General features: G+C 58.5%; 25 protein-coding genes and 5 pseudogenes. 22 read left to right on the top strand and 8 right to left on the bottom strand.

Annotated elements, in window-relative coordinates; translation table 11 throughout:
• The 4 genes from BFD71_RS37525 to BFD71_RS37510 form a co-directional block, all read left to right on the top strand.
• A partial coding sequence (locus tag BFD71_RS37525; protein WP_141710947.1) for a dihydrolipoyl dehydrogenase family protein occupies positions 1-723 on the top strand: 723 nt, incomplete at its 5' end.
• 243 nt (positions 724-966) lie between these two features.
• Positions 967-1,476: an Lrp/AsnC family transcriptional regulator gene (locus tag BFD71_RS37520; protein WP_069269238.1), complete on the top strand. Its 510-nt coding sequence runs from the start codon at positions 967-969 to the stop codon at positions 1,474-1,476.
• A gap of 22 nt (positions 1,477-1,498) precedes the next feature.
• Entirely contained in the window at positions 1,499-2,677 is a 1,179-nt protein-coding gene (ribB, locus tag BFD71_RS37515; protein WP_069269237.1) for a 3,4-dihydroxy-2-butanone-4-phosphate synthase, read from the top strand.
• A gap of 174 nt (positions 2,678-2,851) precedes the next feature.
• A complete protein-coding gene (locus tag BFD71_RS37510; RefSeq protein ID WP_069269236.1) occupies positions 2,852-4,489 on the top strand; it encodes an acyl-CoA synthetase in 1,638 nt (545 codons plus the stop codon).
• Positions 4,490-4,526: 37 nt separating this feature from the next.
• Here BFD71_RS37510 and BFD71_RS37505 read toward each other — a convergent pair whose 3' ends face one another.
• Entirely contained in the window at positions 4,527-5,375 is an 849-nt protein-coding gene (locus tag BFD71_RS37505; protein ID WP_083245712.1) for an AraC family transcriptional regulator, read from the bottom strand.
• A 191-nt stretch (positions 5,376-5,566) separates the two neighbouring features.
• Here BFD71_RS37505 and BFD71_RS37500 point away from each other — a divergent pair, with 191 nt between their 5' ends.
• From BFD71_RS37500 to BFD71_RS37470, 8 genes are all read left to right on the top strand, one after another.
• Positions 5,567-6,337, top strand: a complete 771-nt coding sequence (locus BFD71_RS37500) for an enoyl-CoA hydratase/isomerase family protein (protein ID WP_069269235.1) — start codon at positions 5,567-5,569, stop codon at positions 6,335-6,337.
• Positions 6,334-7,113 (top strand): creatininase family protein, encoded by a 780-nt coding sequence (locus BFD71_RS37495; RefSeq protein WP_069269234.1) that lies wholly within the window; start codon positions 6,334-6,336, stop codon positions 7,111-7,113. Before BFD71_RS37500 ends, BFD71_RS37495 begins: the two co-directional genes overlap by 4 nt.
• Before the next feature lie 277 nt (positions 7,114-7,390).
• Positions 7,391-8,545: an LLM class flavin-dependent oxidoreductase gene (locus BFD71_RS37490; RefSeq protein ID WP_069269233.1), complete on the top strand. Its 1,155-nt coding sequence runs from the start codon at positions 7,391-7,393 to the stop codon at positions 8,543-8,545.
• Positions 8,546-8,553: 8 nt separating this feature from the next.
• Complete coding sequence (locus BFD71_RS37485; protein WP_069269232.1) at positions 8,554-9,342, top strand: enoyl-CoA hydratase/isomerase family protein; 789 nt, start codon at positions 8,554-8,556, stop codon at positions 9,340-9,342.
• Positions 9,339-11,246, top strand: coding sequence for an AMP-dependent synthetase/ligase (locus BFD71_RS37480; RefSeq protein ID WP_069269231.1), 1,908 nt, complete (start codon positions 9,339-9,341; stop codon positions 11,244-11,246). The genes BFD71_RS37485 and BFD71_RS37480 overlap by 4 nt, the downstream gene beginning before the upstream one ends.
• 204 nt (positions 11,247-11,450) lie before the next feature.
• Positions 11,451-11,915 carry a flavin reductase family protein gene (locus BFD71_RS37475; RefSeq protein ID WP_069269240.1) on the top strand — a complete coding sequence of 155 codons (465 nt, stop codon included), beginning with the start codon at positions 11,451-11,453 and terminating at the stop codon, positions 11,913-11,915.
• Between the two features lie 655 nt (positions 11,916-12,570).
• Positions 12,571-12,708: a hypothetical protein gene (locus BFD71_RS41745; RefSeq protein WP_176733023.1), complete on the top strand. Its 138-nt coding sequence runs from the start codon at positions 12,571-12,573 to the stop codon at positions 12,706-12,708.
• 35 nt (positions 12,709-12,743) lie between these two features.
• Positions 12,744-13,046: a DUF4148 domain-containing protein gene (locus BFD71_RS37470; RefSeq protein ID WP_083245710.1), complete on the top strand. Its 303-nt coding sequence runs from the start codon at positions 12,744-12,746 to the stop codon at positions 13,044-13,046.
• Between the two features lie 78 nt (positions 13,047-13,124).
• Here BFD71_RS37470 and BFD71_RS37465 read toward each other — a convergent pair whose 3' ends face one another.
• Positions 13,125-14,297 (bottom strand): porin, encoded by a 1,173-nt coding sequence (locus tag BFD71_RS37465; protein ID WP_069269230.1) that lies wholly within the window; start codon positions 14,295-14,297, stop codon positions 13,125-13,127.
• Positions 14,298-14,372: 75 nt separating this feature from the next.
• The gene (locus BFD71_RS37460; protein ID WP_256095093.1) at positions 14,373-15,845 is read right to left on the bottom strand and encodes an MFS transporter; all 1,473 of its coding nucleotides are present in this window, start codon (positions 15,843-15,845) and stop codon (positions 14,373-14,375) included.
• A gap of 534 nt (positions 15,846-16,379) precedes the next feature.
• Between BFD71_RS37460 and BFD71_RS42600 the strand changes: the two are divergent.
• Positions 16,380-16,544 (top strand): annotated as a pseudogene (locus BFD71_RS42600) (AraC family transcriptional regulator); the annotation flags it as partial.
• Between the two features lie 12 nt (positions 16,545-16,556).
• Here BFD71_RS42600 and BFD71_RS42595 read toward each other — a convergent pair.
• Positions 16,557-16,877 (bottom strand): annotated as a pseudogene (locus BFD71_RS42595) (FUSC family protein); the annotation flags it as partial.
• Between the two features lie 17 nt (positions 16,878-16,894).
• Positions 16,895-18,010 (bottom strand): annotated as a pseudogene (locus BFD71_RS42590) (FUSC family protein).
• A 64-nt stretch (positions 18,011-18,074) separates the two neighbouring features.
• Between BFD71_RS42590 and BFD71_RS37440 the strand changes: the two are divergent.
• From BFD71_RS37440 to BFD71_RS37425, 6 genes and pseudogenes are all read left to right on the top strand, one after another.
• The gene (locus tag BFD71_RS37440) at positions 18,075-18,947 is read left to right on the top strand and encodes an AraC family transcriptional regulator (RefSeq protein WP_069269225.1); all 873 of its coding nucleotides are present in this window, start codon (positions 18,075-18,077) and stop codon (positions 18,945-18,947) included.
• Positions 18,948-19,702: 755 nt separating this feature from the next.
• A pseudogene (locus tag BFD71_RS43130) lies at positions 19,703-19,801 on the top strand (DUF7685 domain-containing protein); the annotation flags it as partial.
• Between the two features lie 132 nt (positions 19,802-19,933).
• Positions 19,934-20,251: a hypothetical protein gene (locus tag BFD71_RS42585; protein ID WP_256095092.1), complete on the top strand. Its 318-nt coding sequence runs from the start codon at positions 19,934-19,936 to the stop codon at positions 20,249-20,251.
• A gap of 96 nt (positions 20,252-20,347) precedes the next feature.
• Positions 20,348-20,650, top strand: coding sequence for an ATP-binding domain-containing protein (locus BFD71_RS42580; RefSeq protein ID WP_256095091.1), 303 nt, complete (start codon positions 20,348-20,350; stop codon positions 20,648-20,650).
• Between the two features lie 87 nt (positions 20,651-20,737).
• A complete protein-coding gene (parS, locus tag BFD71_RS37430; RefSeq protein WP_083245708.1) occupies positions 20,738-21,244 on the top strand; it encodes a type II RES/Xre toxin-antitoxin system antitoxin in 507 nt (168 codons plus the stop codon).
• Positions 21,241-21,723, top strand: coding sequence for an RES family NAD+ phosphorylase (locus BFD71_RS37425; protein WP_069269224.1), 483 nt, complete (start codon positions 21,241-21,243; stop codon positions 21,721-21,723). The genes parS and BFD71_RS37425 overlap by 4 nt, the downstream gene beginning before the upstream one ends.
• A gap of 77 nt (positions 21,724-21,800) precedes the next feature.
• On the opposite strand, the gene BFD71_RS41135 is transcribed toward BFD71_RS37425, so the two are convergent.
• Positions 21,801-22,082 carry a hypothetical protein gene (locus tag BFD71_RS41135; RefSeq protein ID WP_256095094.1) on the bottom strand — a complete coding sequence of 94 codons (282 nt, stop codon included), beginning with the start codon at positions 22,080-22,082 and terminating at the stop codon, positions 21,801-21,803.
• Between the two features lie 26 nt (positions 22,083-22,108).
• On the opposite strand from BFD71_RS41135, the pseudogene BFD71_RS43125 reads away from it, so the two are divergent.
• The 3 genes and pseudogenes from BFD71_RS43125 to BFD71_RS37415 form a co-directional block, all read left to right on the top strand.
• Positions 22,109-22,683: pseudogene (locus tag BFD71_RS43125) on the top strand (2-isopropylmalate synthase); the annotation flags it as partial.
• The gene (locus BFD71_RS43120; RefSeq protein ID WP_441830857.1) at positions 22,660-23,106 is read left to right on the top strand and encodes a homocitrate synthase/isopropylmalate synthase family protein; all 447 of its coding nucleotides are present in this window, start codon (positions 22,660-22,662) and stop codon (positions 23,104-23,106) included. The pseudogene BFD71_RS43125 and the gene BFD71_RS43120, both read left to right, overlap by 24 nt.
• Before the next feature lie 87 nt (positions 23,107-23,193).
• Positions 23,194-24,288, top strand: a complete 1,095-nt coding sequence (locus BFD71_RS37415) for a branched-chain amino acid aminotransferase (protein WP_069269223.1) — start codon at positions 23,194-23,196, stop codon at positions 24,286-24,288.
• A 167-nt stretch (positions 24,289-24,455) separates the two neighbouring features.
• On the opposite strand, the gene BFD71_RS41130 is transcribed toward BFD71_RS37415, so the two are convergent.
• Together BFD71_RS41130 and BFD71_RS37405 are read right to left on the bottom strand one after the other, a co-directional pair.
• Entirely contained in the window at positions 24,456-24,635 is a 180-nt protein-coding gene (locus BFD71_RS41130) for a hypothetical protein (protein WP_141710945.1), read from the bottom strand.
• A 684-nt stretch (positions 24,636-25,319) separates the two neighbouring features.
• Positions 25,320-25,868, bottom strand: coding sequence for a carboxymuconolactone decarboxylase family protein (locus BFD71_RS37405; RefSeq protein ID WP_069269221.1), 549 nt, complete (start codon positions 25,866-25,868; stop codon positions 25,320-25,322).
• Positions 25,869-26,504 lie beyond the last annotated feature (636 nt).

Here is a 26,504-nt window from a genome sequence, read left to right as displayed (position 1 = left end):
ATGCTCAAGACCAAAACCACGAACGCCGAGGCGAAGGACGACGGCATCTATGTGTCGTTCGAGGGCGAAAAGGCGCCGGCCGAGCCGCAACGCTACGACCTCGTGCTGGTCGCCGTGGGCCGCTCGCCCAACGGCAAGAAGATCGGCGCGGACAAGGCGGGCGTAGCGGTGACGGATCGCGGCTTCATCGAAGTCGACAAGCAGATGCGCACCAACGTGCCGCACATCTTCGCGATCGGCGACGTGGTCGGCCAACCGATGCTCGCGCACAAGGCCGTGCATGAAGGCCACGTGGCGGCGGAAGCGGCGCACGGCGAGAAGGCGTACTTCGACGCGCTGCAGATTCCTTCGGTGGCTTACACCGATCCGGAAGTGGCGTGGGCCGGCAAGACCGAAGACCAGTGCAAGGCCGAAGGCATCAAGTACGGCAAGGCGGTGTTCCCGTGGGCCGCTTCGGGCCGCGCGATCGCCAACGGCCGCGACGAGGGCTTCACGAAGCTGATCTTCGACGAAGAGACGCATCGCGTGATCGGCGGCGGCATCGTCGGCCTGAATGCGGGCGACCTCATCAGCGAAGTCTGCCTCGCGGTGGAAATGGGCGCGGATGCGACCGACATCGGCAAGACGATTCACCCGCACCCGACGCTGGGCGAGTCAATCGGCATGGCCGCCGAGCTGTACGAAGGCGTCTGTACCGACTTGCCGCCGCCCAGAAAGGCCTGATGAGTATCAGCTTACGTTTCGGTAGTGTGACGAATATCGGGTTTTCCCGCGCGTGGACGAGAATGTCTGTTTTTGGTGATAACTCGGCTTTTTATCGGAATTTCCCGCAGAGCCAGCTGGCATAAACTCGTTCGTCAGGTGCTGTTGTTCGAATGCGTGCTGGAGCGGAAATCGATGTTCTGATCGAAAGCGAACGTTCGAATCTCGGGGCACCATAGTCTTAGGCGAAGAGGAGACCGGGCCATGAGCGTTGCGCTGGATAGGATAGACCTTAGCATCCTGAGTGAACTTCAGGAGGATTCAAGTTTGACGAATCTCGAGCTGGCGGCTCGAGTCAACCTGTCACCCTCTCCCTGTCTCGTCAGAGTCAGGAATCTGGAGCGTCTCGGTGTGATCAGCCGGCGCGTCGCCGTCCTCGATGCGTCCCTACTCGGCCTGGGAGTCATGGCCATCGTCGAGATCAGTCTGGAGCGGCAGGGCATGCATGCGCGGGAGAGTTTCGCCGACACGGTAAGAGGCATCGCCGAAGTCATGGACTGTTTCATGATGACCGGGCAAACCGATTACCTTCTGCGGGTGCTGGCCCGGAACCTCGTCGAACTCGAACACATCATCACACACAAGCTGACGTCCCTTCCCGGCGTGGCCAGCGTTCGCTCGAACGTCGTCCTCAAACGGCTTGCCAACAAAACGACGCTCCCTATCGACACGACAAGGCCTATCCAGATTCACGGTCTGGCGCAGGTTTCGTGATCACATCGCGTGAGGTGTACTCATGAGTAACGCAACATCGACCCGCCTGCCGGTGGATTCGCGCGCCGACATCGCTACGGCGTCTGACATTATCGAAGAAGCGAGAGCCGGTCGCATGTTCATTCTGGTCGATGACGAGGATCGCGAGAACGAAGGCGACCTTATTATTCCCGCCCAGTTCGCCACGCCCGACGCCGTCAACTTCATGGCGACGCATGCGCGTGGTTTGATCTGTCTCGCGATGACACGCTCCCGCTGCGCATCATTGGGCCTTCATTTGATGACCCGGATCAACGGCACGCGGCACGAGACGGCGTTCACGGTATCGATCGAGGCGCGTGATGGTGTGACGACCGGTATCTCGGCGGCCGACCGTTCCCGCACGATTTCAATTGCCATCAATCCGGAAACGGGGCGCGACGATATCGTTTCTCCCGGGCATGTCTTTCCGCTCATGGCGCGCGACGGCGGTACGCTCGTGCGCGCCGGCCACACCGAAGCCGCGGTGGATATCGCGCGTCTGGCCGGGCTCGCGCCGGCCGGCGCGATCTGCGAAATCATGAACGACGACGGCACCATGGCGAGGTTGCCCGACCTGATTGGATTTTCACGGCGGCATAAGCTGAAACTGGGCACGATCGCCGATCTTATTGCGTATCGACGACGAACGGAAAGGCTCGTGGAGGCCGTTGAGAACGGCAGCTTTACCGAGCCGAATGGAAGGCATTGGCGGATCGTCGTCTACCGCAACCGCGTCGATCAGGTCGAACATATTGCCTTTGTCATGGGTGATCTGCGGGGAGCCGAGCCTGTCCTCGTGCGCATGCATGCGACGGATACCATGAACGACATCATTGGAGGTCATCACCTCGCGTCTCTACGCGGCGCCGCGCGGCTGCTGGCGGACGAGAACCGCGGCGTCATCGTGCTGATCCGCGAGTCGCGCCTCACGGCCGTGTCGGAACGCGTGCGTTCCATGATGCATCCCAAGCCCGCCGAGCCGGAACTGCGTGATTACGGAATAGGTGCGCAAATTCTCACCGAACTCGGCGTGAAGAACATGATCCTGCTCTCCAATCACGAGAGAACGATTGTGGGCCTGGAGGGTTACGGTCTGAATGTGGTGGAGCAGAGAAAAATAGAGCGTATCTGCGACTACAAGGAAATTTCAGGCTATCCCGTAGCGCGGCCGTGCCGATGAAGAGATCGGGTTCCCCCCTTCGGTTAACAGTGGCATTTTTTCGGATGAAGTCGTACCGCTCATTTGAGAGCGCTTCGTGACGATAAAAACAAGTCGAGGAAGAAAGATGAGACACGCAGAAAACCTCGGCGTCTTTGCCGAGCGCGCGATCGCCATAGCCGGGAGGTGGCCCGCATGAAAATTACGGCAGACAATCCCTATACGATCGGACTCGAGCGCGACCCGGCAAATTTCATTGCTTTGTCGCCGCTGACGTTTCTCGAACGCGCCGCGTCTATCTGGCCGGAGCGCACGGCCATCGTTCATGGCACGATTCGCCGCGACTGGGCCGAAACGTATCGACGTTGCTGGCTACTCGCCGGTGCGCTGCTCGGGCGCGGCATTGGCAAGGGCGATACGGTAGCGATGATCGCGGCCAACACGCCGGAACTGTTCGAGGCGCATTTCGGTGTACCGATTTGCGGCGCTGTACTGAACACGATCAACACACGGCTCGATGCCGACACGATTGCTTTCATTCTCAACCACGGCGAGGCGAAGCTGCTGATCACCGACCGCGAATTCTCGCCGACAGTGAAGAAAGCCCTGGCACGTCTTGGCCGCGTCATTCAGGTTATCGACATTGACGATCCTCAGTTCGGAGATGGCGATCTGCTCGGCGAAAAAAATTATGAAGCGTTGCTGCAGGAGGCCACCCGCACGGAATTCTCTCTCGCGATGCCTGAAGACGAATGGCAGGCCATTACCCTGAACTACACGTCGGGCACGTCGGGCAATCCAAAAGGCGTGGTGTATCACCATCGCGGCGCTTATCTCAACGCCGTGTCGAATGCACTATCCTGGCATCTAAACGGGGACGCGACTTATTTGTGGACCTTGCCAATGTTTCATTGCAATGGCTGGTGCTTTCCCTGGACCATGGCGTTGGTGGCTGGCACCAGCGTCTTTCTGCGTCATACGCGGGCCGAGCGGATTCTCGACGCCATCCGCACCGAGTCGGTCACGCATTTATGTGCCGCCTCCGTGGTGTTGAACATGATCAATAACGCCCCGCCGGAGCTGAAAGCGGGCATTAGTCACGTAGTCAAGGTCATGACCGGCGGCGCGCCACCGCCTGCACCGGTAATCGCCGGCATGGAGCGCATGGGTTGGGAGGTGACGCACGTCTATGGGCTGACCGAGTCTTATGGGCCGGCCGTGCAATGCGTATGGCGCGAGTCGTGGAATGATCTCGATCTTGATGCGAAAGCGCAACTCAAGGCCCGCCAGGGTGTACGCGGGCCTGCTCTGGAGGCAATGATGGTGGCGCACCCGGATACGCTGGAGCCCGTTCCGAAAGATGGGCAGACGCTCGGCGAGGTTTTTCTTCGCGGCAACAACGTTATGAAGGGCTACCTGAAGAATCCGGACGCCACGGTAGAGGCTTTTGCCGGCGGGTGGTTTCATACCGGCGATCTCGGGGTATGGCATCCCGATGGTTACCTGGAAATCAAGGATCGTTCGAAGGACATCATTATCTCGGGAGGCGAAAACATTTCGTCTATCGAGGTCGAGGACGTGCTGTATTCCCATCCCGCTGTTCTGGAAGCAGCAATCGTCGCCCGTCCTGACGACAAGTGGGGCGAGACACCGTGTGCTTTCATCACACTCAAGGACAGTGCGGTCGTGACCGAAGCGGACATCATTGCCTTTTGCCGCGAGCGGATGGCGCATTTCAAGGTTCCCAAGACCGTTCTCTTCACCCCATTGCCGAAGACCGCGACCGGCAAGATCCAGAAGTTCATCTTGCGGGAGCAAGCGCGTCAGCTATGAAAGACGAGTTGGTGTATCGCCCGCCGCCGTGTTTCGATCAAGGCGAAGAAGCATCCACCTTGTCCACTCGAAATTTGCCGGGACTTTGTCCCATGGTCTTCTTGAACATGGTGATGAACGAATTGGGACCTTCGTAGCCGAGTTCGAGCGATACGGCGTGAACCGACGCTCCCGCGGACAATCGCTGAAGCGCAATGATGATATGCAAACGCTCGCGCCAGCGCCCGAATGTCATACCGGTTTCGCTGAGCACCAACCGCGCGAGCGTACGTTCACTCATCGCATACCGGCGTCCCCATTCCGCGATCGTGCTGCGGTCGGCGGGATTGTCGAGCAACGACGAAGCGATCTGTTGAAGCCGATGATTGTCGGAGATGGGGAGAAAGACGTCGTCGGGCGCCAGTTGAGCAAGCTGATCCAGCAACACTCTGGCGAGCCGGCTTGTCGGTCCTTCCTTGGGATAGTCGGGCGGCAGTCTGGCCAGTGAACGGATCAGCTCACGGATGAGCGGCGTAATCGTAAAGCTGCGGCAGTCGGTGGGCAGATCTGCTTCGTCCGGTGGAATGAAGACGACGTATAGCTTGGCGAAATCGGAAGCATGATTGCTATGAGGAATGCCGCCCGGAATCCACACCGCGCCGTTGGCCGGGACAATCCACCATCCGCTCGGTGATCGACACATAACCGACCCTCTCAATGCGACGACCATTTGCCCCTTGCGATGAACGTGCATCGGCAGCTCATCCTCTTTTCCACTGGTTTCCAGAAGAACGGAAATGACCGGCAAATCGACGGAATCCGGATCGAACGGTTGATAGCTGATCTTCACCTCGTCCGTCACGGATGGCGAAGTGGGCGTCCGGATCTCAGGCGTTTCTGGTTCCACGGTTCACTCGCTTTCTGCGCCTGCTCGGCCTCGGTGAGTTCATGAGTCGCCGCCCTCAGCGCAACATTCGGTGGGCCATCTGAATGACGCGATTTTAACGCGCCGAATTAACGATGGCGCCGACAAATCAAAATTAAATTTGGCCGATGCGCACCTACACTAGCCAGATGAAAAATGACGAGGCATCAGGTATGAAAACCGACGAACTGATTCGCACACGCATCGATGCCGACCTCGTGCAGCTGACGATAAACCGGCCACCGGCGAACGCGCTTAGCGGACCACTCATCACCACATTGATCTCCGTCTTCAGCGACCTCGCTCAAGAAAACATGCCACCCGGCATCGTGCTCACCGGGGCGGGTGAGAAGTTCTTTTGTGCCGGCGGCGATATCAATGAGGTGGCGGACCACGAACTTGCTCTCTCGCGCATGAAAGAATTCCACGCATTTTTGGGGCAACTCGAGCAGTATCCGAGCCCGTTCGTGTGCGCAGTCAACGGCTATGCGGTGGGCGCGGGATTCGAAATGGTCCTGCATGCCGATTACGTCGTCGCGTCGCCTGAATCCCGGCTGGGATTTCCCGAGATCAATCACGGCTTGCTGCCCGCGGCAAAAGGCATGCGTCACGCAGCGACCCTGCTTGGTCAACGTGCCGCACGTTCGCTGCTGTTTTCAGGTGGGTTGATCACCGCCGGCGATGCGCTCGCGATGGGGGCGATAGATGCGATATCCACGCGTGACGAGGTGCAGCGAGACGCGCTTGCCAAATGCCGGGAGCTTTGCAGCAAAGATCGGCAACTTTTCGCTGCTATCAAGAGAACATTGCGCGAAAGTTCACAGATGAACGACGCGGCGCTGTTGCAGATGACGCTCGATGACCTGCATGAATATCTCGGCAACTCGAAGTCTGCGGACGCTAGATCCCAATTTCTGACCCGCAACAGGAAGGCCCAATCGTGAATAGTCTCCCACTGCCGAAAACACTGCATCTCTCGCGCATGACGTATGAGGACGTGTCAGCCGCACTGGCCACGCAGTTTGACGGCGTCATCATTCCCTGCGGGGCGATCGAGCAGCACGGACCCCATCTTCCCCTGAGTATGGATGCCGATCACGCTGAGGCCCTGGCAGTGGAAATCGCCACGTTGCTGGGGCGAACATTGATCGCGCCGACCATACAGGTGGGATGCTCGAAGCACCACATGGCCTTCCCGGGCACGATCTCATTGCAGGAGCAAACGTATGCCGCGCTCTGCCACGATTACTGTGTGAGCCTCGCGAAACACGGATTCAAGCGCATCTACCTTTTCTCAGCTCATGTCGGCAACTTCAATGCTCTTCATACGATGCTACCGGGTCTGAGAGAGGCCGTCGGGCCGGGGACTCAGGTTCTTGCTTATACCAATCATCAGGCGTGGCTGCGTGAATGGCGGCTGGCGGTCGAAGAAGCCGGTGGCGATCCGGAATTCGTAGGCGGACACGCCGACATCGCCGAAACCTCGCTCATGATCCACCTTCACCCCGACAGCGTCCGACACGGTCAACTCGTGGCAGGCCATGTGGGCTTCATGACGACCGAGCAATTGAACCTGATGTGGAAGGAAGGGGTGGCGTCCATCTCCCCAAACGGCGTGCTCGGCGATGCGCGAGGGTCCTCAAGCGAGATTGGGGAGACCTGCCTGCATGCAACAGCCAGACTTCTTGCGGCGGCATTTGCGGCCGAATCATCGGCGTAGAAATTTGCAGCATGATCTGCTGGTATCGATAAGGTAGTGGCATAAAAAGAATAGAAAATGCTGTGAAATCTACGGCAATATTTATTCGCGAAACAAAGAAACTCCAAAGCGTAAGCTGCTGATAAGTAGATAAGCACATCTATCTACATTCGTCGTGACGTTTCGAAATAGAGCGCATCGGCGATGCTCATAGTTTAACGGCGAGACACCGATCGAACCTCGGCAACAGTTCGCGCACGCCAGGAATTTTCACATTACGACTGTCAAGGAAGAGAAAATGCCATTGAAAATCGGTTTTTGGTCCGAGCAGGAGACACAGGTCGGGCATAGCTACTCGAACAGGCTTCGCGAACTCGTTCGCGAAACACTTCTCGCTGAGCAAATGGGTTTCGATTTTGTTGCTCTGTCGGAGCAACACTTTGCTCTTGGTGGCGTGTCGAGTTCGGCTCCTGAAGTGGTCTTTGGTTATCTCGCGGCCGTCACTTCGCGAATCAAGCTTCGTCCTGCCGTTGCCCTGATGCCCAAGGCCATCAATCACGCACTGCGTACCGCAGAACGGCTGGCGGCCACCGACATCCTCTCCAACGGGCGGATGGAGATGTATTGTGGTCGCGCCAACACCACGATCGCAATGCGCGCATTCAACGTATCGCCTGACGAAACTCTGCCGCAGATGGAAGAGGGGATGGCGCTATTGCGCAAAGCGATGCGCGAAGACGTTTTCACCTTCGAAGGAAAGTATTACCAGGTGCCGCCCCGATCACTCGTGCCGAAGCCCTTGCAAAAGCCGTATCCGGTGCTCGGCGTTGCTGCAACCAGCGCGAACAGCCATGCCTGGGCCGGCTCGGAAGGTCTTGCGGTGATGAGCCATGCTATCTATCAGGGATGGGAAAAACAGAAAGGTCTGCTTGACACCTATTGGAAAAGCTGGAAACGCGATGAGACCGGACCGTTGCATAAGCCGCGTGCCGGCATGCCGCTTTTCATCGGCATCGGAAAAACCGACCAGGAAGCCAAGGATATTTACGCTGGGGCGATCATGAACTATGCGCGCATCTCGACCGATGCCTATCCGCGGCTCGCCAAACTCGCGGACAACTATGCGTATATGGCCGAAAGCGTGCCCGCGATGCAACGCGCTGCCGAAGACTGGGATTACCTGCTAAACGAATCCGCTACCACGGTGTGTGGAAGTCCCGATACGGTCATCCGTCAATTGGAGCAATACGAAAAGCTCGGAATCGACGAGGTGCTGCTGCATATCGATTCGGTGCCGCACGAGAAGATCATGTCGGCGATCGAGATGGTTGGCCGCTACGTGATTCCTCATTTCAACGATCGCAACAATATCGTCCGCCCAACGGACGAGCTGCTCGAGAAGATTCGCGCCATGCGCTCGCAGTCTTCCAACCCGCAACAAACTCAAGGATGAACCTAGATATGAACACGTCTTCGCGCTATCAGTATCTAAATGTCGAACAACGGTCTTCAGGTGTTTCGATCGTCACGATGAATCGTCCGGAAATCCTGAACGCTATCAATTGGGACATGCACAGCGAGCTGGAACGGGTTTTCGTCGATCTGGATCACGACAAATCGGTCAAGGCGATCGTCTTGACCGGCGCAGGCCGCGGATTCTGCTCCGGCGGCGATCAGAAGTCCATCGACAATGGCGATATCCCGTCGGCGACGCGCGGTGGCCGTCACCTCGTGAGAAACATGCTCGAGGTCGAGGTGCCGATCGTGGCGGCGGTCAATGGCGTAGCCGTGGGTCTGGGCGCCACGCTCGCGCTGTTTTGCGACATGATTTATGCGAGCCCGACCGCACGATTCGCCGACACGCACGTCAACGCCGGTGTCGTGGCAGGCGACGGCGGCGCGGTGATTTGGCCGCTTCTTCTCGGGCCAGTCCGCGCGCGGCACTATCTGATGACGGGCGACTTCGTTAGCGCCGAGGAAGCATTGGCGATGGGCATGATCAACAAGATCGTCGAAAGCGGCAAGCTGCTCGAGGCGACGATCGATTACGCGGAACTGCTCGCGAGCGGTCCGCGCGATGCGCTCGTCTGGACGAAATACTGCGTCAACAAGCTCGTCAAGCAGAATGCCCACCTGCTTCTCGATACGTCGACCGCTCTGGAAACGCTAACTTTCAATTCCCCCGAGCGCCGCGAAGCGGTGGCTTCGTTCACCGAAAAGCGCAAGCGCTTTGGAGACAGCTACAAATGACCGCGGCATCGTGGACTTCCGGCAGTCAATTCGCCACCACCACTATTCCGGCCTTGCTGACCGAGCGGGTGAAGAACGACGCTGAGGCGAACGCCTTCTTCCAGAAGCGTGCCGGGGAGTGGATACCCACTACCTGGAAAGGCTATGCGAACGCAGTCTGTTCCGTATCTGCCGCACTCAGAGGGGCCGGTGTAGCAAGAGGCGAACGGATTGCGATCATGGGCGACGTCTCCCGGGAGTGGGTCATCGCCGACATGGCGACGATTTGCTCGGGAGCGGTCACGGTAGGCGTCTATTTCACCGCGTCGGTCGAAGAGGTCCGTTACTACCTTGAAGATTCAGGGGCGCGACTCGCTTTTGCCGGCAGTGCCGAACAGCTTCGGATCATCGAAGCTGCGGACCCGTCGCGCAGGTTGCTGAAAATTGTGGTGCTCGATCCGGGCTGGAAGAGCACGCCAGGCGAAACCGGTACGAATGTCGTTTCACTTGCCGAGTTCGCTCTGCACTTCGCCGGGGACGAAGTCGCTTATCTGCGTGAGCAGTCCGAGCCAGCGAAGTCGACGGACCTGGTTAGCCTGGGATACACCTCGGGAACCACGGGGGAGCCAAAAGGTGCGATGCTGACGCATTTGTCGATGCTCGCTGGCGCGTTCACATGGCCAACCTTCTGTCCGGCGATACTGTCCGAACCGCAACGCATGGTGATCCATCTGCCGCTTTCGCACACGGTGGCGCGCATTCAGGCCATGACGCTGCCGTTGATGGCGAAGACGGTATCTTACTTCGTCGATGTGTCGGCCGATTTCGCGAAGTGCATTCAGGAAGTCAGACCGACGTCCTATATGGCGCCGCCGCGCTTCTATCAGAAGTTTGCGACCCAGATAATCAACCACGTGAATGGCAGTTCCGATGCCGAGCAGAGAAACTACAAGCTTGCCCTTGGCATAGCTCGGGAAGTACTGGCCGATCGATTGGACGCGGGCAGCAGCGACCCATTCAAGGAGCAACTCTACGCCACCTGCCGGGAGCTTATTTTCAAGCCCTTGCTGGCAAGAATCGGCTTCGACGATTTGCGCTATCCGTATACCGCGTCCGCTCCGGTGCCACCCGAGGTCGTCACACTATTTCAATTGTGGGGCGTCAACCTGAAAGAAATTTATGGACAGACGGAGATGGTCGGCGGAAACCTCGCGCAGGTGACTGACTGGTCGAGGCCTGGAAACTCCGGGTTGCCGCTTAATGACGCTGCATGGGAAACTCGCGTGTTGCCCGACGGAGAAATGATCGTACGGGGGCCGGGACTGTTCATCGGCTACTGGAATAAGGAAGCTGAAACGAACGGCGCATTGCAGGACGGCTGGCTGCATACCGGCGACATCGTGGACATCGGCACGGACGGTTCGTACAAGTTGATCGATCGAAAGAAAGAGCTTATTAACACCGCCGCTGGCAAATCCATTAGCCCGGTGCAGATCGAAAATGAGCTTCGCCAGAGCCCGTACATTACAGAAGCAATGGTGGTTGGCGAAGGTCGCAAGTATCTGACGGCGCTGATCGAAGTAGACGGCACGCTCACCATGGACTGGGCTAGGACGCGCGACGCTTCGATTACTTGCTATTCAGATCTGGCGACCTCCGCGATTGTCAACGACCTGATCCGCGAAGAAGTGGAAAAGGCCAATGCGAAATTGGCGCGGGCAGAGCAGATCAAGGCTTTCAGGATCTTCCCCGAGGAACTTACACCGGAAAACGGTGTGATGACCGCAACGCGCAAGAAACGCCGCAAGCCGATGATGGCACGCTACGAGAGCATTATTGCCAGTCTTTACGACGATGCCGAAGAACAGCTGATCAAAGAGCAGCTTGCCAGCCCAGGGCCAGCAGCTTCTGTTCAGCAACATTAAGCACACGCAGCGCAACTGAATGCGAGAACCAACGGACGGCGCGGCGCAGGCCATGGACGGAACAACGCCGCGGGTACTTCCCCGCGCTGCTTCATTAAAGTGTTTGTGGCGTCTCGGCCATGAAGCCGCGCCGTCGCTCCGTCAACCGAGAGAGATACTGCCGTGATAGCACTTTCCCCTGACCGCACTACCTTCCGCGAGGCCATGGCCCGTATCGGAGCTGCGGTGAATATCATCACCACTACGACTCCTTCCGGCGATGTCGGCATGACGGTGTCCGCGGTCTGCTCCGTGACCGACGATCCCGCTACGGTTCTCGTTTGCATAGGCCGGTCGAGCCGACAGTATCGCCACTTCAGCACGGCGGGCATCCTCTGTATCAACGTCCTTTCCGATGAGCATGAGATGCTGGCACCGATCTTCGCGGGCAAAGGAGATGTCCAGATGTCGGAGCGCTTCACGTACGGCAAGTGGACCTGTCTCGTCACCGGCGCACCGGTGCTGGCAACCGCAGCTGCAAGTCTCGATTGCACAGTGGACCGATGCGTCGACATCGGTACACATACGGTTTTCTTCTGTGGCGTGCAGGCGGTACATCTCGGCTCGTCGAACTCGGGTCTGGTATATCACGGGCGCGCTTATCATCGACTGCCGCAGAAGCAGGCCTGAACGCTTCGGGTGTGCCCGCCGTACCCATAGCCCACTCTCTGCGGTTCAGCATCCCGGCAATATGCCGGTTGACAGGCGACACGCGCTTTTCGACGCGCGGCCAATCAGAATATCAATAGCCGCTAGCCCTGATGTACATTTCACTAACTGCGGGAGACCGCTACACGCGCTAGCGGTCCGTCTTTAGGCTTGCTCCTCATTAGAACTCGATCCGCTCAACGAGGCCAATCTTCGCCGCCTCACCGGACGGTCGCTTCGACACGGTCACCTCATACTCGACAACCGAACAACCCCCAACTGGCGGCGCGCCTCGCGCCTGTACATGCCTGGTGAGTGTCGGCGCATAACGACGTTGATTGGACCGCATACCGCACGCCGGCCTCAGGAAAAACTCTGGCAGTTTTTGCAGATAAGTTGTCAACTTCCACAAATTCAGACCAGGTGAATGTGGATAAAGTACTAATCACAGAGACGCTTCAGAGCACCGTAGTTTCAGGTTCTCGTGCCGCGAGCCGGTAGCGAACAAGAGCTCTGCAATGTGGATGATCGCCGTGCGTCATAAGCGATTGATGCACCCTGACGCGCCAGTCAGCGCCATTGACAGATCGCCGAGAGGTCAACCTTATGGTCAAATCAAATTGGAGAGTCAATCATCGTGAAACTGATCTTTTCGCAAGTCACCAAGGCGATAGTGTCCATGTGCGCCATTCAGAAGCTGGACATCATTGTCTGCAATTCGGCGGGGCAGGAGATCCCGTATGTCATGTTGTTCACCATGTACGGCTTCGTCTGAGCACGGAATAACCGGTTACAACTAAGGAGCTTTTCATGCGAACGCTGATTTCAGCGGTTCTGTGCTTCGTAATGTTCTTTCCGTTGGCCGCAAGCGCCGGTATCAGTGACGCGAGCTGCGCCGCGGCGCTAGTCACGAGTGGAAAGCCGCGTGCCGAGATAAGGGCCGAACTCGTTCAGGCCAAACGCGACGGCTGGATTTCGACAAACACGAGCAGGCAGCGGGCCTGTCCGCCTGATCCGGTACAGATTCGCCGGAATCAGGATGTCCATGATGCTGGTGCTGGTGCTGGTGCTGGTGCGACACTGTACTACCAGGCGTTGAACCAGCAGCCTTGAGCAGCAACAGTAACGTCGGCATGTCGGTAACAAAATGCTGCCGCATCGTTATGTCAAAGCGTTGGCGAGGGGGAATCCTTAGAATTTATGTCGTATAGCCAGCCGATAGACCATCTGATGGTTATTCGACGAATCTCCAGATCCGCCAATGTCGGCGACCGCCGGGACGCCCGTCGACGATGTGCCGGAAGCACGTTGCCAGCCGCCTGAGAGATATACGTCCGTGCGCTTGGACAGCAGATAGTCCAGGAGGAAGGCCACCTGATTGTAGTGCTGGTTGCCCACGGAATTGCCTTGTGCCGTCGTGACGCTGCGCGCATTCATATAGTCATACGCGACGCCGACGGAAAACGCCGGCGTGAAACGGTAGTTCAAACCGATGTCATAGTTATTGAAGATGGCCGTACCGTTCAGGAACGCCGCACCCAGATTAGCGTATTGGACATTCGAGTACGAGGCACTGATCGCCGCGTTGCCGATCGTGTAGGTCGCTGCGATGACGGCGGCCTGGTAGGCTTGTGCGACCTGATAAGCCGAGTTCAGTGAGGAGGCCAGCAGATTGAAACCGCTTGCATAGTTGGTGAACCATCCGTTACCTGGTGTCGATGTTGGATGTTTGAAGTAATCGAACGCCGCGCCGACCTGAAGCGGACCGTGTGTGTAACCGGCGCCGAGCGAATAGCCCGACGTCGAGGTGAAGTCGCCGGGTACGCCGCCAAGGCTATATACGACGCCAAAGGAGAAACCGTGGAAGTCCGGGCTCATGTAGCGCACCGAGTTGTTGAATCGCACGCTGTTACTGGTATTGTCGAAGTCTCCCGGATGCCCGCTCGGAAGGTCGCCAACTGCTGCGGAACCGGCGAGAAACTCCGGAAAATACCAAACCATGTCATATTGACGGCCGGCGGTGAGAGAGCCATAGGTGTCGCTGCGCAGTCCGACGAAAGCTTGCCGGCCAAACGCCGTGCCGCCCTGGGCAAGTTGTCCATTATTCACGTTGACTCCAGACTCGAGAGTAAAGATGGCCTTGAGACCACCTCCCAGGTCCTCCTTTCCAGTCAGTCCCCAGCGACTGCCGTCGATACCGTCGAGCGAGTCCATGTAGACGGCTTTGCCACCACCCAAGTTGGTCTGGTAATGAATACCGTTGTCGATCTCGCCATAGAGCGTGACGCTACTTTGGCTATGCGCGACGGAACTGGCAAGCCCCACGAGCGAACCGACAAAGATTTCTATTTTTTTCGTTTTCATAAGATCTCCACATCTCAAAGGCAAAACAAAAGAACAGTCCACCCAACGTCCATCGATTCGGTGCGTGGTGAAAGGTCAGGCTGAAAAGGAGTTCTTCAGGTCTTTCTTCGTCAGGGCATAGCAAGCGCCCATCAGGGCCACGCAAGCCGCTGCAACTAGTATCGGTGCTGCTGCAACTCGAAACATCGCGTCGGCGGTCCAGTTGTTCGCGTACAGGACACCCGCGAGGTAAGTACCGCCCGCGGCGCCGAGCCGACCGAATCCGTATGCCCACGCAACGCCCGGGGCACGTAATTCCGGGCTATAGAAGAGCGTGCACAGCGCGATGGCACAGGTTTGTCCGCCGCTAATGCAAAAGCCGCAAAAGAAGATCGTCGAGAGTAAAGCCAGATGCGATGAGCCGATTGCAATCGAAATTGTGTACATCGAGACGGAGCCGCCGACGTAGATCGCGGACAAGATCCTGTAAGGACTGGTGCGGTCCATGATGGGTCCCATCAGAAGACTCGCCACCATGCCGCCGATGATCACGGTGATGGTCGCCCAGACCACGAGCGCGGGTGGGAATGAGGCGGACGCAAGAACGGTCGGCAGCCAGCTTTGCAGAAAATAGAAAGTGGCCAGGTTGATGGCGAACACGGCCCACAGCAGGAACGTCCCCAGGCGGAATTGCGCGGAGAACAAGCCGAGCACGCTTGCATCCACGGGCTTCGCTTCATGAGTGACCAGTTCGGTGTCCGATTGCAGAGTGAAATCGGGAAAGAGGCGCCGGGTTGCATGAAGCAGTTCAGCCTGATCGGCATTTCTCGACAGATAGGCCACGGATTCCGGTAGCAGCGGGATAAGCAAGACCGTCAAGCCCAGTGCAGCGAGCCCGCCCAACCACATTGGACCTTGCCAGCCGAACCTCGGAATCAAAGCGCTACTGCAGATTCCCGCGAAGATAAACCCCAGCGCGTACCCCATGTAGACGAGAATGACGAAAGTCGCGCGGGTTCTGTTCGGACTGAATTCCGAAACGAGGCCGACCGCGCAAGGCGTGGCCGCTCCCAAGCCGATGCCGGCGAGGAACCTCAAGGCGATCAGTTGCGGCACGCTCGTCGCGAAAACGGTAAGGACCGTGAACAGCCCGAATGCAGTTGTTGCCATGAAAGCGATCTTCTTCGTACCGAAGCGCTGGGTTGCGAACGGAATGCCGAAGTTGCCGATTAGCAAGCCGAAGAAAACCGCTGAAAAAATAGCGCCGAATACCCCCTTAGGGAGCTGCCATTCCTTCGCGAGAACAGGCACGATGAAGCTGATGACCTGGGTATCGAAGCCATCGAACAGCATGAGCAGCGCACAGAAGGCGACGATGAAATACTGCCTTCTGCCGATTCTGCGACTGTCGATCACATCGTAGACGTTGATTTGCCGTATTTCCATATCGTTCTCCTCGCGTTCAAAGTGATGGGTTAATCCGGGTATTTCAATTTTCTTGCCGGATTTAAAAGCAACGGCGCGGGCAGTTGTAAACTTAGGTAAAGCAAAATGGTCTTGCAGAATCAATAATTAATGTGATTAATGCCTGCCTCATTGTCGGGGCGGAGTTACTGTGCGAATAGGACTGTGCTACAGATTCAACCACCGGCGGCATTCCCTTGCGGGAGCATGCGCCCTGCGCAAGCTCGCGGCGCTGTTTCTGTTCTGATTTTCGCGTCAAAAAAACCGATCTGTCTCGTCTGATTTATCATTTTCGTCGTTACAGATTTCATTTCTTAATGAAATCCGGCTCGCCTGGATCACGAAGTCATTTGATTGCACGGAGAAATATTGCCGCAGTTCAGGCGGCATTTTTTATTCTTGTATTGCCGCAGTGGCGCTCCGCTCGGCAGATTGTGCGGCGAGAGCAGTCAATCGAAGCGCAATTCGCGGTCGGTAGCTCAGTTGAACCTCGCGGTTCCGTCCACATCGATCCGCTCGACGCCATCGCTACTTTCGTCTGACTCATGAATCGCGCACTTGCTCTACCGCCCACCATGCACGAAGTACAATCGGACGCAACCCAGACTGCACAGGCATTGATACCGTCGAAACGATCACATGCGAGCTCCGAGTCCAACCGTCCGTATTTCGCTTGTGAACGGCTTTCTTGCGGCCGCCGGCGCGCGGCCCGAGGTCACGCTGCGCTATCTCGAAGCAGCCGGGATCATGCGCGGTCTGCTTGCCGAGGCAGCCGCGCGGGTCACCGAGGAACAGTTTTCGACGCAAAGTTGGCGAGAGTACAGCCATCAGACTGATGAAATCCGTCGTGCGGGGCAGGATGGCAAAGCCATAGGTCAGGCCCACCACGACGCCGGCAAGCGAGCCGAACACGTAGCGCTTGAGGCTGCCGGCCGGCTGATCGGCGACGCCGAAGAGCGCGCAAGCCACGCCGTCCAGAAAGACGGCCGTCGCGCCGTCACGCCATGCTGAACCTATCCAAAGCGCGCAACTGATTGTGATGCCGATGACGGCGCCGATTGTACTGCGCGTCGCCAGCCAATGGTCGCTGTGCAAAGGCCTAACCCGCCTTCGAATCGAATGCCTGCTTTGGCACATTGTGAGTCCAGTGCGCTTTAGCAGTCTGCAGATGCTGTTCCAGCAGTCTGCAATCGTGATGGGCGAGAACGAGTTCGCCGAGATTGGCTATCAATCTGCGGAGCAGAAGGTCGTGCCATGAATCGCGGCCACACGGGCTCGTTCGACGCGTGTGAAATCCGTCCATCAGCCTTCTGGTTGCCGTGGGGTCGAGCATGCTGTCCCGCGGCCAGCCATGACTGCACCTGTTCGAACAGTGAGGCGAGCTTGGCGGGTACGTCGTGCGGCAACGCGTGCATTTCCGTCAGAGCGTTGTCGATGGCGCCGGACAGGGACAGCACGGCCAGCAGACGCCGATGAAGCGCTTCCAGGATCAATGCCTTGAAGCGGGCCTTGCACGGAGTCGAAGGGCAGTGAGCAGACAGTTGATAGAGATCGAGCATGTCCACTGCCGATCGGGCGCGGTCCAATGCAAGTACTGCATCAGGGGCATTGCCGAGCACAACGCAGGTCCATCGCTCCGAGTCGGCCAGAACAGCGGCGACCCGGGCATGCACACGATGTGACACCTTGCGCGGCAGGACCAGCGAATGGACCAACGTTGCGCACAGAACGCCGATCGTGATTTCCTGCACGCGAATGCTGGCAACAGTAAAGATCGTGCCGGGATTCATCACCTACGGAAAGCCGATCAGGCTCGTCGTTTAGCCGGCGAGCTGAAATGCGTAGGCCCGCGGCGTCCGGTCAAGACGTGCAATGTACAGACAGAAGCCGATCCAGATGGCGAGTGCGGCACTCAGTACCAAGGGTTCATTGACCAAGGTCGGCACGAGCAAAAGAGTCACGGCGGAGCCCGCCAATGTGCCGAGAAAGCGGAAGAGGCCGCGGCTGATTACCATCCCCGAGAGAGGCTGGGAAACCAGGTAGACGGTGCCGAGTGCCCAGAAGGGACGTGTCAAGCCGACCCTCAATGACAGGTACAAGGCCAGCATTGCCGCCACGAAGCATTTAATCGAAAAGAGTGCGGCTTCCAGGTCGGGTTGGTTCGCGTTGGGCAGCGATGCCCGTCGACAAAAATCGGGCAGCGTCCAGCCTCGCACGCGGGAGCGCGAGGCCTTGAGCGATGAAGTCGTGGCGGCATTGGAGCTTGGCATGACGCTACTATGCCGACTCATTCTCCGCACGAATTTCGCTACAATGACAACATGTCGCTAAAAAATGCCAGATATGGATCGTTACGTTAGCCTTCCTGATTTTGCTGATCCCGATTCGATCGATCGTCCGGCCGTGGCGCTGCGCATACAGCTCGACGAGCATGCCGCGGAAATCCCGGTGCACAAGCATCGAAAGGGGCAACTGGTGCTGGCGTTGCACGGCGCTGTAACATGTCATGTCGCGGGCGCTTTCTGGATCGTCCCGCCGCAATGCGGAGTGTGGATTCCCGGCGGGATGTCCCACAGCAACCACGCCACGCCCAATGCCCAGCTTTGCTATCTGTTTGCAGAACCTGGTATCGTCGACTTGCCTAAGGAATGCTGCACGCTTTCCATTTCACCCATGGTACGGGAAATGATCCTGCACCTCGCCGGAGCGTCGCTGGACTATGAGCAGGGCGGCCATACCGACCGGCTTGCACGCGTGCTATTGCATGAGCTGATATTGATGCCGGTCGAGCGTCTCTATCTGCCGGTTACCGATCATCCGCGAATCCGGCAGATGGCGGACGCGTTGAACGCCAATCCCGGCGATCGCCGCACGATTGCTCAATGGGCCAAACGTCTTGCCATGAGCGAGCGTTCGTTGGCAAGACTCGTCGTCAGTGAAACGGGACTGACGTTTGGGCGCTGGCGACAACAGTTGCAACTGCTCGTCGCGGTGCGTGAGCTTGCCGGCGGCGCTTCCGTACAGCGCGTGTCGGACGAGCTCGGCTATGAGTCCGTGACTGCTTTTATCACCATGTTCAAGAAAGCGCTCGGGCATTCGCCAGGTCGGTACCTCGCCGCGCTGGCCCGCACACAGTCGGAGGCCGTGCTCCGCTCGACGCCTTCGACTGACGCGGATGGCCCAGCGGATGCGGCTGCCGATGTGTGAAATCGCGCGCGTCTCAGTGTGTGGCTGAAAGCGTGGCGCGAGCGCGCCGCGATTATGCCGTCGCGCCATTCCTCATGCTTGTTGATCATCGGATTGGGAGGCGTGGTCGCAAGCTGTGTGGCGGGGACGCCGTTCTGCGTTTTCTGCGTGAGGGTACGCATGCGCTTGCCACGCGTGATGAATGACGGGGTGCGACTGCGCATTGCCTTCGCCCTAGCTTTGCCACGCCACGCACGCCAGATAGCCTCGGCATTCCGCGTCGTTCGGATCCCAGAGACCGATCTGAATCCGCTCGTGATTCAATGCGGTCCCGGCGCGGACGGCTTTCAAGGGCCGTCACTTTACATAAAAGAAATGATCGAAGTTTGGTTGGCTTTGATTTGTATTCCTATATATTTTGCATCGATGCAGTGCCAGTTCTGAAGCTTCCGGCATATCAGTCCCGTAGCGCGACCGCATGGAAGCCACCGTGCGGCATGACCTCATCGAACGCGCCGATCATGGATGGCGTTTGACCTTGCTGATCAAGTGGCGCCAGACACCTGGCACCAGTCAGGGCTGCTCGTCGTGTCTGTCAAAATAGCGGCATCCGTTCGCCAGCTACTGCGCACCCCAATACGCCTTCGCGGGCCGTATGTTGCCGCCAACGTCGGATCAATAGTGTCGAAAACGGCAACCGGAAATCAAGATCCTGGCGATCGCAGGGAAAACGTTACAGCGGGCACGATATGGCACACAAGTGATGCGAACGATGCGGCAACCAGACGCCGCCCTGGGACACCGACCACTGCGGTTCTGGCGATGGCCACTATGAGTTACTCTGCACTTCGTGCTTCAATGCCAGGATTGCCGAGTCCGCCGGATTCACCGATTTCGAGAACGTTTGGCTTGACCCCATCCAGCTGATTGACTGCGAGGGGGACACTCACCAGTTCAATTTCCAGCCTTACCAGCAGATCTACGAGTGGCGCGGCGCGATCAATGCGATGGCGCAGATCGACACGCCCGAGTGTGTGCTCACGGAGTCGTTCCGCTTTGGTGCCACGTTCGCGGCGCTGGCGAGCCACCTGCTCGCACTGCTCGGTGAGCGCAAGCCCATCCGGGGACAGGAAGCCATCGGCTCGATCATGGTGGAGGATCCTGCGCTCGCGCCGCCGGTTGACGCGATCCTGTGCCGGAGGAACGTCACGGCGATCTGGCAGTTCGCCGTGGGACTCGAGGCAGGACACCGACTGGCGATCCGGATGAGCCCCGCCGAGATTCTCGCCTACGCTGATGGCGCTGACCGGTTGCTGGCCGGCTAGCGCGCGTTCCGTCCGGCGGCGTTCTCGCTGTTCGGGACGTGGAGCGACGCACAGGCGTTTGCGCGCAGTGCATTTGGTCAGGACCTGCTGCCGGTTGTGCGCATCGTCGACGAGCTGGGGACCGGCTATCTGCGGGCCCTGGCGCAGCGCTCGGTGGTGGAAGCTGCCGCCCACTATGTGATCTCAACCGTCCACCGTGCCAAGGGTCTCGAGTGGAAGCGGGTCAAGGTTGCGAACGATTTCCGCCTGCGCGGGGCCGACGGCAGCCCGATGCCGGACGAGAAGCTCCGCCTCCTCTATGTGGCTGTGACCCGGGCGCAGCATGTCCTGGATGTCTCGGAATTGCGGGACGAACTGCTGCGGCTTTTCAGTCTCCGCCGCCAGGACCGGTCAGCATAATAGATGATCAAATGGGATAATCTTGATTCCCGTTTGAGAGTGGTCTAGAATGGGAAACATGAAATTCCCATCTGGGAGGCGCGCAACATGTCCCTGAATCAACCGTCCGGCCGTCATTCGGCGGCGCGTCCGGGCGCAGCACATGCCGGCAAGGCCCTGGCCGGCTCTGGCAGACCCGGCGCCCACTCTGACGATATCGAAACGTTTCTCGTCAGGTTCGATCCGCTAGAGCAACGCCGGCAGATCCGGGAAGGCATGGAAGCGGCGATCATCGAGCGCGTAGCGAAGGACCTGCTGCACGTGCCGGTGCAGACGCTGCTGGCGAGTCTCAATCTGCCGAGTTCGACGATCCTGCGCAAGATGGCGCGCGCGGAGCGACTGTCGCCAGCCGAGTCGGATCGCGTTGCGCGCGTGTTGTATGTGCGTCAGCTTGCTGTGGAGGTGTTTGAGGACCCGGCGCTGGCCGCCGAGTGGATGCAGCGATCGAATGCGGAATTGGGTGGACTCAGCCCGCTCGAGGTGCTCGACTCGCAACCGGGCTACGACCGCGTGCGTGAGATCCTGCTGCGAGTCATTCACGGCGTGTCTGCATGAGGCTTTACCGCCTGGCGAAAGAGCGGCGCGGGTATTACCGTGCCGATGACCTGAGCGGCAATGGTGCGGCGATCGCCGGAGGCCGCTGGAACCCGCGTGGCATGCGAGTGCTTTACACCTGCTGCCACGCGTCAACGGCGCTGCTTGAAGCGCTGGTGCACATGGCGGGCTTGCTGCCGGCCGGTGGCTATTTCCTCGTGACGCTGGAGGTGCCGGACGCCGTCTACGATGCCGCATTCGCACCTGGCCTGCCGGACGGCTGGACAGACCTGACGAGCGATCCAACGGCGACGAGGGCGCTTGGCCGGCAATGGCTTGAGGCGGGCGAGCAACTGGCGATGCGGGTCCCGTCGGTCGTTTGTCCTACCGACTTCAATCTGCTGCTGAACCCGATGCATCCGGAGATGGCAAGCGTAAAGGTGATCAGCACGGAACCCTTTACGCTGGATCCGCGGCTGTTTGGCCAGTCGACGCGATGAGCCCGATGTCCGATTGCAGGCGGATGGACCATGCCCCCTCGATCAAATGCCAGAGTTCGCGATGTGCGTGCCGGCGGTCAAGGTGCTCCCCAGACATCTAACCTATAAAGCACGATCGCTCGAAAACGGTTGGATTCGTTTTGTGAGTGGACGCGGAGACTGCAGTCAACCTGAGTTCGTCTTCGGGTTAGTGCTTCACTTCCCAGCCAGCGGTGGTCAGGGGCATGACGACCGAGGACGTACAACACGTCGACCCGCATACGCTCGAGTTGCCTCGCGATGCGGAGTTTTTCTTCTTTTGTGATCGACGCACCCGGCGACTGCTCTCCATCCCGCAAGGATCGAGGCGGGCTTCGCAGCGAGTTCTAATGGCGATTTCGAGGCAGTGCGCGCAATCGCAAGCGAAGTGAAAGATAGCATAATCTGTTCTCTCGCACGCGCGAACGCGCGTGACATTTCACGTGCGGCCGAAGCGCTGCGGCCAGCCAAACGTTTTCGCATCCATACCTTTCTCGCGACATCGCCGCTGCATATGGAGAAAAAACTCCGTATGTCGCCCGACCAGGTGTACGAGCAGGCGCGCCGCGCAGTTTCACCGATGACGTCGAGTTCTCGCCGGAAGACGCCAGTCGCTCAGATATGGACTTTCTGTGCCGGGTGCTGGAGGGTGTGATTGCCGAGGGCGCGACTACGATCAACGTACCCGATACCGTTGGCCATGCCATGCCGGAAGGTTATGCGGCACTGATCCGCGAACTACGCGAGCGCATTCCAAATTCAGACCGGGCGGTTTTTTCGGTGCACTGTCACGATGATCTTGGCCTCGCGGTGGCGAACTCACTGGCCGCGGTCAAATCGGGCGGCGCAAGGCAGATCGAGTGCACGATCAACGGACTTGGCGAACGGGCAGGGAATACGGCGCTCGAGGAGGTGGTCATGGCGGTCAAGACCCGGAGAGATCACTTCGACCTCGACGTGCGCGTCGATGCAAGCCAGATTGTCACGGCTTCACAGTTGGTCTCGGAGATTACCGGATTTGCGGTGCAGCCCAACAAGGCGGTAGTCGGCGCTAACGCGTTCGCTCATGCGTCCGGCATCCACCAGGACGGTGTGCTCAAAGCGCGCGATACTTACGAAATCATGCGCGCGGAAGATGTAGGCTGGAGCGCAAACAGGATCGTGCTCGGGAAGCTTTCCGGTCGAACTGCCTTCAAACAGCGCCTGCGTGAGCTTGGTGTCATGATGGATAGCGATGCAGAATTGAATGCAGCGTTCGCGCGCTTCAAGGCTCTCGCCGATCGTGAGGCCATCGTTTCCGATGGCGCGCTGGTTGCCCTGGCACGTCAGGGCGAGGGCGTGAATTGCGGCAGCGCGCATTCATAACGGTCAGCGACCAAGGCTTTCACATCGCAAACCGCGGACAGCAGGAACCCTGCGACCGCGTTATTTTCGTCATAGCTCGAAGAAGCCATGAATACTGAAACGATTGCCCAGTTTGTTATTTCGCCCAGCACGACACCGACCCCACACGATGAGATCACCGCGAGCATTGCCAACCCGGTATTTGGTCGCGTGTTCACCGATCACATGGCGACTGTCCGATGGACAAGTGCCCTTGGTTGGCACGACGCGAAAGTTGAGCCACGTCGGCCGTTTCAGATTGACCCCGCCTGCGCTGTCCTGCACTACGCGCAGGAGATTTTTGAAGGCATGAAAGCCTATCGCGGCGACGACGGCTCGATCTCGCTTTTCAGGCCTTACGAGAATGCCAGGCGGTTTCGCGCGTCGGCAGCGCGCATGTCCATGGCAGAACTCCCCGAAGCACTCTTTGTCGGCGCAGTGGATGCACTCGTGAAGATCGATCGGGACTGGGTTCCTGGCGGCGATGGCAGTTTGTACCTGCGGCCTTTCATGTTTGCAACGGAGAGTTTTCTCGGGGTGCGCGCCGCCAACGAGTATCTGTTCTGTGTTATCGCTTCGCCCGTTGGGCCGTATTTCAAGGCGGGCAAGATGGCGGTCACTGTTTGGGTCTCCGACCAATATACCCGCGCGGCACCAGGTGGAACAGGCGCGGCCAAGTGCGGCGGAAATTATGCCGCGAGCCTGATTGCGCAAACCGAGGCGGCCGCGAAAGGCTGCGACCAGGTCGTGTTCCTCGACGCTGCGGAACACAAATGGATCGAAGAGCTGGGCGGCATGAACGTGTTCTTCGTGATGGACGACGGCTCCCTGCGTACACCTCCGCTCTCGGGCACCATCTTGCCTGGCATTACGCGTGCTTCCATTATTGAGCTGGCCAAACGGGAGGGCATCACAGTTTCCGAAGAGCCTTATGCATTCGCATCGTGGCAAGCCGATGCGATCGGCGGTCGCGTCAAGGAGGCCTTCGCCTGTGGTACGGCAGCGGTCGTGACGGCCATCGGAGAGGTTCGTCACGCTGCGGGCGAATTCAAGATCGGTGATGGTGGCGAAGGACCTGTCACACAACGAATTCGCACTACGCTCACCGGTATTCAGCGCGGCAAGATTGCAGATCCATTCGGCTGGATCCACAAGGCGTCTTAAGCGATTTTTCCTGGAATCCGTGTGCAGGCATACAAACCATCACTCGCCGCTTGACGCATTTGCCGACGACAGGATCCATCCAATCCACTTAACATCGACGATCGATCGCGCGAGCACAAAACCGCCGGATCGCAATTGTCGTCTCGCCGCGCTGAGCCGGTGCGGAGTTACTCGACGCGGCAATTGCATCGCGTGAACTTGCGATAGAGCTGAAGCGCTAGTCCGCCGGCCACAACGATCAATGCGCGACCGATACTCGAGTCGACACTCGTCATGACCTCGGTGAGATAGATCGCGGCTCCTGCTACCAGGGGATGAGAGAGCCCCTTGTCACGAAGTTCATCCATTTGAATTCTCCAACGTATAGACCACGGCCGGACAACCCGCGCAACGCCTTCCCACTCGATGTCGAAGGCGACTTTGTCGCTGATTCGCTGAAATGTTTCGCATACCTGATTTCGTCTTTCCATGATCGACCGATCGTCCTGTCTGGCTGGTGCACCGTTCCTTTTCCTCTTCCCGAGAACGTAAGCGAATCATATTGATCGCGCGACTGCAATTCAATTACCTCACGGGTAATCGAGGCGCTCCGATGAGGCGGGCGCGCGCTGCGGTTTTTTTCAGTCAGCCACGATTGCACGAAACGAGGAGTGTGTAGGGAAACGAAGCTGCCGTGGGTGCGCTCACGTCCTTCATGACTGGCCTCTGCCCTTCAACGATCGCCGCTGCAGGATCGCGAAAGAGACCGCGACTCGAACTGCGCGCGTTTTGATGCCGAACTCCCTGGAAAACCATATATGATTAAGAGTGCGAATAAAACGTTTTGTGACCTGGGTGTAAGCATAGGGTGCGCGCCTGCGATTCGCACGCAGTCTTCAACCAACGTGCCAGGAGCCTGCGCAGCTGGTTGGGCGGTCGATACCCCGGTTTAGAGGAACCGGATCGAAGACCCTTTCCCGACGGGGAAAGGGCTTGAACGAGGCATTCTGCGGCGGCGGGTTTGGGTGGGGCTCCCGCCGCTCAAACTCGCTTCACGCCTTCCACGCGTAGGGCTGGAACATTTCTTCGAGGGGCGGCTGGGTGACGCTCGCGGTGTAGTTCGTGATCGTCGAGGCGGCGACCACGAGGATGACGTCGAGCACGAGTGCCTGATCGAAGCCAGCTTCGGTGAACGCAGCGATGTCGTGATCGTCGACGTGGCCGCGCTTTTCGATCAGCGTGCGTGCCAGACGCGAGAGCGCCGCGAGTTTCGGGTCCTGCGGAAGGCGGCGTTCGCGGATCGCCTGCACGTCGGCCTCGCTCAGGCCTTCCTTGAGACTGAGGCATGAGTGGAATGCGACCGGCCAGGTGGCGCCATTGGTCACCGCATTGGTGAGCAGCAGCGTCTGGACGTGTGCTTCGGAAAAGTTGCCGCCATGCGCCTGCTGAAACAGGCCGACGAGGCCATTGATCAGCTTCGGCGAGCCGGCAATTGCGCCAGCGATATTTGGCACCATGCCGAAGGCCTGGGCAAGCCCGTTCAGCGCGGGCTTCGATTGTTCAGGTGCGGATTCGAGCGTATAGATGGGGAAGTGAGCCACAGTATTTCCTTGAAAGTCGAAGGTATCGCTGATATCGATCAGGCGACAAGCACAGGTTAGTGAGAGAAACGAGCCTCGCCAATTACATCGCTGGTAATCAGCGAAGCGAATCCGTCACGGGACGCGTGCCTCGCACCTCTCGCCAACCGCGGAGCAATCCACCCCTCATGGTCTTTCCGTATGTATGAGAACAAACGGTCCGTTGCGATCGATGTGCAATCGCGCTCGACCGGACAGCGGAAATGATCGATTCGCGACGATTTCGAGCAATTACGTCGCAGGTAATCTTCCCTGCAGTATCCATGCTGGCGAACGGCCGCTCGTGTGTGCGACGAGAAGCTGATATGACTTTCGCAGTCAAGTACGCAAGCCTCTGTTGTGAGTGTCCTTTTGCTTTTCGGTGAATCTGCTGGGGGCGGCGCAGCCTGTAACGTCGACGGTGGATCCGGCTGATATCCGTGGGTTGGCTACCACATTACAGGGTGCCGTCGTGTGAACCTGCCGCGCTCTATGTCCGAGAGTCTGGCCTGGAGGCTGTCTCGTAGTATCTTGGCGGATTGTTCACGGACCGTGCTGCGCCGTCCTCAGCAGACTGCTGTTCCTCCGTTGAATGTGCGATGGGTGCCATTATCAATG

The sequence above is a fragment of the Paraburkholderia nodosa genome (genome assembly GCF_001718195.1).
Lineage (GTDB): Bacteria > Pseudomonadota > Gammaproteobacteria > Burkholderiales > Burkholderiaceae > Paraburkholderia > Paraburkholderia nodosa_A.
Note: the sequence above shows the minus strand (reverse complement) of the source record. Positions and strands in the feature narration are given on the sequence as shown.

Bases quoted from the DNA above. Each gene is read 5' to 3' on its own strand.
- BFD71_RS37470 (WP_083245710.1), top strand. From the start codon at position 12,744: ATGCGAACGCTGATTTCAGCGGTTCTGTGCTTCGTAATGTTCTTTCCG.
- parS (WP_083245708.1), top strand. From the start codon at position 20,738: ATGTCCCTGAATCAACCGTCCGGCCGTCATTCGGCGGCGCGTCCGGGC.
- BFD71_RS37510 (WP_069269236.1), top strand. From the start codon at position 2,852: ATGAAAATTACGGCAGACAATCCCTATACGATCGGACTCGAGCGCGAC.
- BFD71_RS43120 (WP_441830857.1), top strand. From the start codon at position 22,660: ATGGCGGTCAAGACCCGGAGAGATCACTTCGACCTCGACGTGCGCGTC.
- BFD71_RS37465 (WP_069269230.1), bottom strand. From the start codon at position 14,297: ATGAAAACGAAAAAAATAGAAATCTTTGTCGGTTCGCTCGTGGGGCTT.
- BFD71_RS37440 (WP_069269225.1), top strand. From the start codon at position 18,075: ATGCCAGATATGGATCGTTACGTTAGCCTTCCTGATTTTGCTGATCCC.
- ribB (WP_069269237.1), top strand. From the start codon at position 1,499: ATGAGTAACGCAACATCGACCCGCCTGCCGGTGGATTCGCGCGCCGAC.
- BFD71_RS41130 (WP_141710945.1), bottom strand. From the start codon at position 24,635: ATGGATGAACTTCGTGACAAGGGGCTCTCTCATCCCCTGGTAGCAGGA.
- BFD71_RS37490 (WP_069269233.1), top strand. From the start codon at position 7,391: ATGCCATTGAAAATCGGTTTTTGGTCCGAGCAGGAGACACAGGTCGGG.
- BFD71_RS37485 (WP_069269232.1), top strand. From the start codon at position 8,554: ATGAACACGTCTTCGCGCTATCAGTATCTAAATGTCGAACAACGGTCT.
- BFD71_RS37480 (WP_069269231.1), top strand. From the start codon at position 9,339: ATGACCGCGGCATCGTGGACTTCCGGCAGTCAATTCGCCACCACCACT.
- BFD71_RS37475 (WP_069269240.1), top strand. From the start codon at position 11,451: ATGGCCCGTATCGGAGCTGCGGTGAATATCATCACCACTACGACTCCT.
- BFD71_RS37520 (WP_069269238.1), top strand. From the start codon at position 967: ATGAGCGTTGCGCTGGATAGGATAGACCTTAGCATCCTGAGTGAACTT.
- BFD71_RS37500 (WP_069269235.1), top strand. From the start codon at position 5,567: ATGAAAACCGACGAACTGATTCGCACACGCATCGATGCCGACCTCGTG.
- BFD71_RS37425 (WP_069269224.1), top strand. From the start codon at position 21,241: ATGAGGCTTTACCGCCTGGCGAAAGAGCGGCGCGGGTATTACCGTGCC.
- BFD71_RS42585 (WP_256095092.1), top strand. From the start codon at position 19,934: ATGGCGCAGATCGACACGCCCGAGTGTGTGCTCACGGAGTCGTTCCGC.
- BFD71_RS37415 (WP_069269223.1), top strand. From the start codon at position 23,194: ATGAATACTGAAACGATTGCCCAGTTTGTTATTTCGCCCAGCACGACA.